Source organism: Aliivibrio sifiae (assembly GCF_002954705.1).
Taxonomy (GTDB): Bacteria; Pseudomonadota; Gammaproteobacteria; order Enterobacterales; family Vibrionaceae; genus Aliivibrio; species Aliivibrio sifiae_A.
This window is the reverse complement of the sequence record NZ_MSCO01000001.1, coordinates 566,181-576,571: the sequence shown is the minus strand read 5'-3', so window position 1 is coordinate 576,571 and position 10,391 is coordinate 566,181. Positions and strand designations below refer to the sequence as shown.

Sequence of the window (10,391 nt, the reverse complement as noted above, 5' to 3'; positions counted from 1 at the left end):
ATTGCGTATTGCACACGCATTCGGTACGCCAGTGATTGTTGACTCACCTTTAAGAGACGGTTCTCTTCGCAGTGAAGCTGAAAAATGTAACATCCCAGTATTAACCTATGAAGCAGGTGAAGCGTTACGCTTTGAGCCGATTGCTATCAATGCGGGTTATGTTGGGGTGCACCGTGTAATGCAAGCCATCGGTATGCTAAAGGCAAGCAGAAAGCGTTTACCTGAAGCTATTATAGCAAAATCAACAAGTTGGTTACGTGCAGAGAGTGACGGTATTTTACGTACTGTTGTGACTCTAGGTGAACAAGTTGAGAAAGGTCAGGTTCTGGCTTATATCAGCGCACCGCTAGGCCATAGTGAAATCGAGCTTCGCGCTCATAAAGGTGGTATCGTTATTGGCCAGCAAACTTTGCCTTTGGTTAATGAGGGAGATGCTATTTTCCATCTTGCTTATTTTACTGAAGATGATGAAATGGTAGGTCAAACGGTTGAAACCTATATCGATGAAATCATCGAAGCGGATACAGATCAATTGACTAATGGTCAAATCACAACATCTACACTGTAGTATTTTTTACTAACACTGTTTAAAAATAAGAGAGGTTCGCCTCTCTTATTTTATGAATAAAGCCTTTCTTTTATCATCAACCCTACTTATCTCTTTCCATGCATTAGCCGATGGAAATACAACAATTAACTCTTTTAGTAAGGCAAAGAAAACAGGGTCTTCTGCGTTTCTTGTTGGTCAAAATCCGAATGTTTTATACCAATTCCGTTAATTTTATGATCTAATATGGACTCTTAAAAGGAATCCTTATGAAGCATGATTTTCCGAGTTTGATTAATTCCACATCCAATGCTCGACTTAGAATACGTTATTTATCCGTTTCTCATTTTGTTGACGGTAAAAGTCGCACCAAAATAGCTAAGTACCTTAAAGTTAGCAGGGTAAGGTCAATAAATGGGTCAAAGCATATCTCGATAATGGTCTTGAAGGGCTTCAAGAGAAACCACATTCAGGTAGACCTCATCGCCTAACAGATGAGCAAAAATTACACCTCAAAGAATATGTTATCGAACATGCCGTAAATGAGAGTGGCGCTCGTCTTCAAGCGAGAGATGTTGGGCTTTATATAGAAAGCAATTTCAATACATTATATAAAAAGTTGGCGCTCTATCAGTTATTACATGACATAGGTTTGAGTTGGATTACTACTCGCTCTAAACATCCTAAGCAGTCAGTCGAAGCTCAAGAAGCTTTTAAAAAAATTCCCAATCGAAACGATCCTTAAGATCCCTGGCCATGTAGCCTTAAAAGATGTTCAAATATGGTTTCAAGACGAGGCTCGATTTGGTCAGCGAAATACAACAACGCGGATATGGGCAGAAAAAGGTACGCAGCCTAGAGTAGTACAACAACAGCAATTTGAGTATGCATACCTTTTCGGAGCAGTATGTGTCACGACAGGAGAAGCTGAAGCGATAGTGGTTCCCCTGAGCAATATGAAAGCGATGAAAGAGCAACTCAGATTAATTTCTCAAGCCACACCAACTGGCAAGCATGCTGTTGTTATCATGGCTCAAGCGAGTTGGCACCAGAGGTATCTTGCCGATGAATTTAATAACCTCACCGTAATGTAATGGTCAACAAAAACCGGACACCAAATCTCGTGTTTCTTTCTCATATTGGAGCGGTGACAAATAACCATTAGCGGTATGTGGGCGCAATTCATTGTAATACGCCAAGTAATCTAAAATACTTAGCTTAGCTTCTTTTTTAGTTTTAAACGTTTCATAATTCAATTGTTCGTGCTTGAGACTACGAAAGAAACGCTCTGTAGGAGCGTTATCCCAGCATTCACCTTTTCCACTCATGCTGATATTCATTTTCATATCCTTCATTAAAGAACGATACTCATAGCTTGTATATTGACTTCCTCTATCAGAATGATGCAATAAACCTGCGGGTGGCTTTCTTTGCCAAAAAGCCATTTGAAGGGCTGAGTTACAAAGAGATGTTTTCATGTGGTCTGCAATCGACCAACCAACAATTCGTCGTGAATATAAGTCCATAACAACAGCAAGATAAATAAATCCCTGATGTGTATGGATGTAGGTAATATCTGTTGTCCAACAAGTATTTATCTTATTAACTAAGAACTTACGATCTAGCCTGTTTGGTTCAATCCTATTATTATGAGTGCTATCAGTAGTTACTTTAAATTTCTTAGGATACCTCGGCACAAGCCCTAATCTGCGCATCGTCATTCTGGCTTTGTAACGTCCAATAATGCTCCCTTTTTTAGCTAATTCAGAAACCATTCGACGACTACCTAATGTCATCTTATGCTCTTTAAAGGTTTCCTTCACAGCCACATCAAACTGAAACCTATTGATATCAATGACGTTTTTGGGTTTCTTTTGCCATGTGTAAAAAGAACTCGTACCTACATTCATGACCGCGCAAAGCATTGTTATTGGCCAGTCTTCTTTATGCTGTTGAATAAATTGGTATCTTATCCGTTTTCTTTCGCAAAGAAGACTGCGGCCTTTTTTAGAATATCGCGCTCCATCAATAAGCGTTGATTCTCTTTTCTTAAGCGCTCTAATTCACTGCGTTCTGAAAGGTTTAATGTAACTGATTTAGCTTCTTTTGAATCACCTATTGGTGATTTTTGCCTAACCCAGGTAATGATAGCGCTTAATGAGATACCTAAACTGTCAGCTGCCTTCTGTCTTGAATAGCCTTGCTCTGTAACTAATTTAACTGCATCTTGTTTATACTCAAGAGTAAACGTTCTACGTGTATTTTTCTTATTCATATTCACCTCTAGTGACATAATAACTAAAACTTATAGAGGTGTCCGGAACGATTAGACCACTACATACCACCAGTGAAGTGGCTCGGATTATTTTAACATATAGTTAGTTTTTAAAACGGATTCTTAATTACTGGTATGGATATTGATAGTAGTATCACTATTTACTTCCAAATAAAGATATTTAAATGAATCTATCAATAAAAGTAAGATTGTACTTGCTTGCAATTTTACCAATTGTTTTAACATCCGTGTTGATCATGGCAATAACTTATAAAGAAACGAAAGCACTTCACCAAGCTAAAATGGATATGACTCGTTCGCAAATGATGGAAATGAAGCGAACAGAGCTTAAATCGTACATGGAAATAATCTCGTCAGAGCTTAAGCATTTGTCAGAAAATGAAACTAAAGAATCGGACATATATGAATTGTTGAGTTCTATAACTTTTGATGGCCCTTATAGTTATATTATGGGTTTTAAGCCTAATGGTTTGAGGGTGATTGGCCCCAATGGTGTAGGTGAAAATGTTTGGGATCTTCAAGATAAAAAAGGTAATTACCTGATCCAGAACCTTATTAGGGCCGCAAAAAATGGTTCAGGGTATACGGAGTATTTTTTCCCAAAACCAAACACTAATATCCCTTTAGCAAAGCTGACTTATAGTATTTATGTTCCTCAATTTGATTTAATCGTAGGCACTGGTTTTTATACTGATGATATTGATGCAGCGCTGAATGATATGAAAATGCTGAGTGATGATAAATTATCTCAAAGTATGAGAACTATTATGATCTTTACTTTGATTATTGTTGTGGTTGTTGCTGTGCTTGGTTTTGTTATCAATCGAAGCATTATCTCTCCTATTCGATTATTTGATGAATCTATCCGTTCATTTGCTTCTGGGGATGCAGATTTAACGGCAAAGATGCCCGACTTTACCGCTCCAGAATTTAATCAATTAAGTAAAAATTTCAATCTATTTGTAGCCTCACTTCATCAAATCATCAGTAATGTGTCGGTAGTTAGTCAAGATGTTATGGCTGAAACGATAAGCGTGTCTGAACGTTCAGATAAGGTTAATACCGTTGTCATGAATCAACGTTCAAAGACAGAGCAGATTGCGACAGCAATGACGGAGTTAACCACATCCTCTCATGATATTTCATTGAACGCAGAGCAGGCAGCTAGCTCTGCTCAAGATGCCGATAATCACGCACAGGTAGCAATGAGGACAGTTAATGAAGCCTCTGAGTCAGTGAAAACGTTAGCGTCTGAATTGGATGAAGCAAGTCATGTGATCTCTAAATTAGAAGAGGATGTACAAAATATAGCAAGCTCATTATCTGTTATCCAAGGAATTGCAGAGCAAACTAATTTACTTGCATTAAATGCTGCCATTGAAGCGGCAAGGGCAGGAGAGCAAGGCAGAGGTTTTGCAGTGGTTGCCGATGAAGTTCGCCAATTAGCAAGCAGCACTCAGGACAGTACAGCTAAAATTCATCAACGTATTGAAGCGTTGAAATCAGGCTCAGACTCTGCGGTTCAGGTGATGGCGGCAAGCAAAAACTTTAGTTTATTGACGGTGAGTAAAGCAGAAGCGGCTTCTGAAGTATTGAATGAAATTTTAGTATCTGTGAATACGATAACTGAAATGAATTTGTTAATAGCAACAGCGACACAAGAGCAGAGTATTGTAGGTCAAGAGATCTCAGAGCTCATCGTTTCGATTTCAGATCAAAGCTCTGAGTCAGCAGAGCTAGCTGAGCATAATAGAGCAGGTGGCGTTTTACTTAATAAAAAAGCGAATACACTTGTAGATATTGTTGACCGATTCACATTGTAATACTTAAAATAAATATAGGACAAAGTAAAGGCCACTAAAATAGAAGTTAATGCCGATCGTTTAAGGTACTTGAACGATCCTAAGATCGCGTGATAATCCCTACTAACTTTTGTTGGTAGGGATTTTTATATGTTAGTTGATGAGTTAAACCAAGCGCATGAAACGATAGAAAACAGTAGTAACTATGAGTCTGTTGTTAATGCTATTGAGATGGAATGGATTGAACAGGCTCTTCATAATACTAACAAAACAAGTATTCGGCGTCGCCGATTACCAGCTCAACAGGCCGTATGGCTCGTTATTTGGATGGATTTACAACGCAACAAGTCAAGGGTCTTCTGCGTTTCTTGTTGGTCAAAATGCGAACATTTTATACCCCTGCAAATCCAGAACCAACCTCTGAAATAATGACTCCGTTTTAAAAAATCCATAGCAACGTCGTTTTATTACTTTGATTTTATTATTTAGTCCTTCGACAAAACCACTCGTATTTCGCGTCTTAAAATAATTAGCGATGTACCCTTTGTACTTTTTGAGAGTCTTGATAAAGCGGTTAAAACAAGTAAGTTCACTACGCTCCACACTTTCTACCCAGCGGTCAATCTTTGAGAGCGTAGATTCTCTATTAGAATGGGGATTGAAGATTTGTGTCAGTTGTAGCCCGTAGCTATGCGCTTTTTTTAGTATCGGTGAGTGCTGGTAAAGCAATGCTAGTTTGTTTTTTCAGCTTCGGTTAGGCATTCATGCTGCTTGCGTAAGATCCACATCATGCCTTCTAATTCACTATATTCTGCCACAGTAAGCTCTTTCTTAAGCCTTACCATTTCCTTGATCCTGAGATCGTCCAGTGGTTTTCTATAGAGCTTAGCTACATGGTACCTATCAGTGATAACTGCTTGTTTTCCGAAGACTTCTATCACGGGATAGACAAAACCATCATGCATATCTGTGCAGACACATTTTACGGTTCTTCTTAGGTGCTCACAATAGCAATGAAATTTTGATGACCTTTACAGTTACTTATTTCATCAATGCCAATCGTGTGAATATTCGAATACTGCTCCAATCAACGGGTTTATCTATACGTGACTTCATGATACTCACTAATACGCGATAACCAATTCGTTCTTTTTTGGATACGTCCTCTACCGTGCTATTAATGACACATCGCATCAAATAGTCCTCCAATCCTTTCGTCACCTTCCCACCTTTAGCGCACCAGTCATATTTTTCAGTTGTGGTTGCGTGATCATCGCAATGCTCACATTGATAACGAACTGGTCTGATTTTTAATAGGACTTGAGTATCAAAAATTGAGGTATGCCTGATTTTAATTGGAGATGAGTACCCATAGCATTTTGTCCCGGGTTTTCCACATTTATGGCAGTCAGTTTGAGTTTGCGTACTTGTGACAGTAATTACTATTCGACCTTTGAATCAATGAGTTGCGATTCAATATCAAGAGTTTTAATACCTAGAGGGATGCGTAAATTTTTCATAAAAGCAGGACGTTTTTAAATCAATACTACATTCTAACCCTTATGGTTACTGGGTTCTACTCCAACAAGAAACGCAGAAGACCCATATATCTTTGATCTGTTGATTTAAATAGTTATTTTCAACCATCATGCGAGCATATTCTAGTTTTTGTTCGTTAGTATAATTCATTCGTTCTTTACGTTTCATAACATACCTCATAATAAGATTATAAGGCTTAAATAGTCTCCAGGATCATCGTACCATTACAGGAGGCCATGGTGAGCCCCCATCCTACTCAATTTAAAGCTTAAGTAATACTACAACTTGATCATCAACTAAGCTTTCGTCAACATAACCAATCATTGCACTTCCTGTCGCAACTTTTGCTTTCATTTCCGCTTGACTAGCTGTAGTTTTTAGTGGTTTAGCTTTACCAGTAAATAACTGCTTAGCCCAAAAAGAGTTAAGTTGAACAATTGATTTATTGGTTACTTGCTTGTGAAAATCAGATTTAATTGCTTCACTTTCATTGATTTCAATCGCAGTTAACTTACCACCGTTAAAGTTAACTTTTTTTCCTAAGTAAACTTTTTTTACTTCCTTTGCAGAAATTGGCCCCGTAAGGTCTGGAGAACCAATAATTACAATTCCCGCGTTAGCTGTAAAAGATGCCAATAACACTATTAAGACACTTATTTTATTAAACATATTTATTCCTTAAAATGTTGCATCAAGTTTGATTGTGTAAATGTAATCATCATCCGCATTTGATGTGAGGCCTCCAATTGTGCCCCCATTTGTATTCGCATAATCAGAATAGGTTACATCAGCTTTAAGTGCTAAGCCTTGTTTAATATCCCAGCGAGCACCAAGGCTATAAGAATTACGTTCATAGTCGAAAGCCGTCTCAATGGTGCCTCCTCCGATCATATGGCCAGTATCATCAATCCCTAGCGTCTCAATTCGAGAGTATGAAATGTATGGCATAACTGAGTTAATATGATAACCAAGCGTTACATAACCAGCATTATTTTCTGGATACAATGGTATGCCATCATTGTTTGATATACGTGTATGAGTAATCTCACTCATAGCTAGCCATACTCCATTATCATATCGAGCGCCTACACTCGCAAAACTAGCATCTTCGGAGCCTTCAGAAAGAACAGGCTTTGGAAATGGCCCAGAACCTTGATTGATCTCATCTGCGACGATAGTCGCTTGACTGTAGCTAGCATGAAGAGTCCAACTATCGTCATACCAAGTAGCATTTAAACCATACGCGTCCTTCCCTTCACCATCTACCCCTGCAAATGAGAACTTTTGTGATCCTGCGAATACTTGCAGTGCTAAGTAAGAATCATCAAATGAGAATTCGTATTGAACATCAACACCAGTTACAGAATCAACAGGAACTAAACCGTAAACTTCTTCTGGTGAGCGCGCCCAAGGTTGTGCATAACCGACATCTAGATACTCAGAAAGAAGAAAGAACGGAGCACGAATAACACCAGCGCGGGCTTTTATACCATTATCAAACTTATAACTTAAATTTGCTTGAGATACTTCAAGATCCCACTCTTCATTACCACGAGCTACAACTTGTACTGTTGCTTCAACACTCTCGTTCACATCAAAATTGCCTTGCAATCCGAATAAGCTTTCTGGATACATATTACTATCATTAATTCCAGCAAAACCTGAATTGTTCTTCGAGTTGGTATAACCAATAGATGCAAAGCCGTTAATCGTTGATTCAGCAAGAGCCTGAGTCGACACTTGTAAAGCTAGTAACGAAGATATAGCGAGAGTTAACCTACTTATTTTCATTTATATTTCCTACTTCCTATTTTAAATATGACCTATTGGCCGGATAGATGATTTAATTGTTTTGTTACTTCGCCTATCTGGTTTGATATTTGAAGTAATTGACTCATCATTTCTATTGATACTTCAGACTGAGAATCTATTTCTTTTAACTTTTGCTCTATACTATTAGAGTTAACTGATTGTTGTTCTGCTGTGCTTGCAATTATTTGATTACTATCAAGTAACTCACTAACTCCTGTGTTAACTTGATTCATTATATTTACGACCTGCTCTGCATTATCCAAACCTATCGCTGCTCTTTCGACACTGGTAGACATAACGGTAGATACCTCAGATGATATATTTGAAAAACTATTTAACATTTCACGAATAGCTAACGTAGTGCTTTGTGTTCGGTTTGCTAAGGTACGAACTTCATCTGCAACAACTGCAAAACCCCTACCTTGTTCTCCTGCGCGAGCTGCTTCTATAGCCGCGTTTAATGCTAATAAATTTGTTTGCTCGGCTATATCGCCGATTGTATTGACCGCTAATCCAACTTTATTTGTATACTGAATCAGTTCACCAACCACCTCTGATGAACGAGTAACATCACGACTAAGTTCATTCATTGCTGTGATAGAATTATTAATAATTACTTTACTTGCTTCTGTTGATTCGCTTGTTCGTTTAACGCTATTTTTGGCATTAACCGAATTATCAGAAATCACTCTTACACCTTGCAACATTTCTGATATATCTGTAGTTGATTGATATATAAGATTTTTTTGGAATTCGCTGTTTGAATAGCTTTCAGAACTAAACTGGTTTAATCCAGAGACAATATCAGTTAACTTATCGACGGATACTTTTATAAACCCTATGTTTTTTTCTTGTAATGACACGAAACTATTAAAGTTATTAATAAGCTGCTGTAAACCATTTCCCTCACCGACATCTATTCGTTGAGTTAAATCCCCTTCACCAAGAGCGAAACTTTGAAGTGCTGAAGCAACTTCATCTATAGCATTAGTCATTCTTGTCGAAACAATAAACGCGTAAGATGCAAAGCCAATGATTATAATTAGCCCTACAATTAGGAAGATAAAAAACACATTTTGCTTTGCTTTAATATATTTATTTGTATAAGTTATGAGTGAATTAAGCTCTGTAGATTGAGTGATGATTAATTTTTCCATCTCTTTTTCTATTTGCTCATACTTCGTTGTGTTTGATTGGGCTTGAACTAAAAAATCATTTATTTTAATCGAACCATTTAGAAAACTTTCAACCTGATTAATAACGGTTTGATGATATAACTTAACTTCTTTTTTTATGTTTGTTACATTTCTTTTATCGCTTACCAATGCTTCTAATTTTACCAATAAATCAGTCATATCATTGAAGTTTTTTTTTGCTACTTTAAGAGCTTCTTTATCACCGATGACTACTGCATTTTCTATATTTTGATGATAACTACGAAGTAAATTATTTGCTTTTACAGCAGCTTCGTTAGCTGGAAATATGTTGTTTTTGACTAGTTGTAATTCTTCTGTTGCTTTGGAACCTACTTCGTGGAAAAAATAACCACTAAGGCTAAGTAGCACTATGACGAATCCGCAAAAAAAACTTAATTTTAATTTCATAACTTACCTTATTAAAAAATTGATAAAAGTCACCTAAAAGATGTTTTTACTCTATCGAATTATCGGAAGAAATCTACTTATACGTACAAAGTAGCACTCTTGGACTCCAAACCTTGGATAGCGCCGCGGTTTCAGCAAGCGCCTTTTCTTTGTACCGCAGCTCTTTCTTTAACTCTTTTATTTCGAGTTTATCTTCTTTAGCCTGTTTTTTGGCTTTAGCTTCCTGCTCTTTACTGGATTTAAAGCCTTGCATACATTCATTTTTCCAGTTTTTAATTTGTTCGAGATACAAGCCTTTTGCTCGACAGTATTGGCTGAGTTGTTGTCGCCAATAATACAGGGTTGCTCTGCTGATAACTTCTTCTTTTGAGACTTCCGCTACTGACATTAAGTGTGGCGGTAACAGTTTTTTTAATATTGCTTCTTTTCTTTCTATTGAAATACGAGACAAGGTGAACTCTTATGCCGCCCTAAACTGGTTAAATTTTAACAGTGACAACTATCCTGCCGATAGGGGGGCTATCGCTGTATATTTTATTATCAGCTTGGTAGTTATATTGAAATACAATAACAACATGAGAGGCTCTAAAGATGACGCGCTAAATTATTGATGTACTGAGTTAATGCTTACAAAGGAATCAAACAGGAAGATAATGCTAATTACAATTAAGTCAGTAAGAGGATGCTACTTACAATTAAACAGGATATGTCAGGAGAATGTAAAAGTGCATGTTAGATGTAAAAAAAAATACACATGTCGAATTTCTAATCCTGATTTTAAATGGAAACAC

At 37.3% G+C, this 10,391-nt stretch carries 9 protein-coding genes and 4 pseudogenes; 5 read left to right on the top strand and 8 right to left on the bottom strand.

The window, feature by feature from the left end; genetic code table 11:
* The 3 genes and pseudogenes from BTO22_RS02645 to BTO22_RS02635 all read left to right on the top strand — a co-directional run.
* The coding region (locus BTO22_RS02645) for a succinylglutamate desuccinylase/aspartoacylase family protein (RefSeq protein ID WP_181044543.1) at nt 1-568 on the top strand (568 nt) is incomplete at its 5' end.
* Between the two features lie 397 nt (nt 569-965).
* Nucleotides 966-1,292, top strand: a pseudogene (locus tag BTO22_RS20105) (winged helix-turn-helix domain-containing protein); the annotation flags it as partial.
* On the top strand, nt 1,228-1,641 hold the full coding sequence (locus tag BTO22_RS02635) for a transposase (RefSeq protein WP_105054165.1): 414 nt from the start codon (nt 1,228-1,230) through the stop codon (nt 1,639-1,641). The pseudogene BTO22_RS20105 and the gene BTO22_RS02635, both read left to right, overlap by 65 nt.
* Before the next feature lie 3 nt (nt 1,642-1,644).
* Here the strand turns inward: BTO22_RS02635 and BTO22_RS02630 are convergent, their stop codons facing one another.
* Together BTO22_RS02630 and BTO22_RS02625 are read right to left on the bottom strand one after the other, a co-directional pair.
* Nucleotides 1,645-2,577, bottom strand: a complete 933-nt coding sequence (locus BTO22_RS02630; RefSeq protein ID WP_258132548.1) for an IS3 family transposase — start codon at nt 2,575-2,577, stop codon at nt 1,645-1,647.
* Entirely contained in the window at nt 2,517-2,822 is a 306-nt protein-coding gene (locus BTO22_RS02625) for a transposase (protein ID WP_181044542.1), read from the bottom strand. The genes BTO22_RS02630 and BTO22_RS02625 overlap by 61 nt, the downstream gene beginning before the upstream one ends.
* Nucleotides 2,823-3,007: 185 nt before the next feature.
* On the opposite strand from BTO22_RS02625, the gene BTO22_RS02620 reads away from it, so the two are divergent.
* The gene (locus BTO22_RS02620; RefSeq protein WP_105054162.1) at nt 3,008-4,666 is read left to right on the top strand and encodes a methyl-accepting chemotaxis protein; all 1,659 of its coding nucleotides are present in this window, start codon (nt 3,008-3,010) and stop codon (nt 4,664-4,666) included.
* A 129-nt stretch (nt 4,667-4,795) separates the two neighbouring features.
* Nucleotides 4,796-4,996: pseudogene (locus tag BTO22_RS02615) on the top strand (transposase domain-containing protein); the annotation flags it as partial.
* 24 nt (nt 4,997-5,020) lie between these two features.
* Here BTO22_RS02615 and BTO22_RS20380 read toward each other — a convergent pair.
* The 6 genes and pseudogenes from BTO22_RS20380 to BTO22_RS02585 form a co-directional block, all read right to left on the bottom strand.
* Nucleotides 5,021-5,610: pseudogene (locus BTO22_RS20380) on the bottom strand (ISL3 family transposase).
* A 76-nt stretch (nt 5,611-5,686) separates the two neighbouring features.
* Nucleotides 5,687-5,866 (bottom strand): hypothetical protein, encoded by a 180-nt coding sequence (locus BTO22_RS19830; RefSeq protein ID WP_146107513.1) that lies wholly within the window; start codon nt 5,864-5,866, stop codon nt 5,687-5,689.
* 579 nt (nt 5,867-6,445) lie between these two features.
* Entirely contained in the window at nt 6,446-6,853 is a 408-nt protein-coding gene (locus BTO22_RS02600; protein WP_105054159.1) for a phosphate ABC transporter substrate-binding protein, read from the bottom strand.
* Nucleotides 6,854-6,862: 9 nt separating this feature from the next.
* Complete coding sequence (locus tag BTO22_RS02595; RefSeq protein WP_105054158.1) at nt 6,863-7,975, bottom strand: hypothetical protein; 1,113 nt, start codon at nt 7,973-7,975, stop codon at nt 6,863-6,865.
* 32 nt (nt 7,976-8,007) lie between these two features.
* Nucleotides 8,008-9,600, bottom strand: a complete 1,593-nt coding sequence (locus BTO22_RS02590; protein WP_105054157.1) for a methyl-accepting chemotaxis protein — start codon at nt 9,598-9,600, stop codon at nt 8,008-8,010.
* 118 nt (nt 9,601-9,718) lie between these two features.
* A pseudogene (locus BTO22_RS02585) lies at nt 9,719-10,051 on the bottom strand (IS3 family transposase); the annotation flags it as partial.
* Between the last annotated feature and the right edge of the window lie 340 nt (nt 10,052-10,391).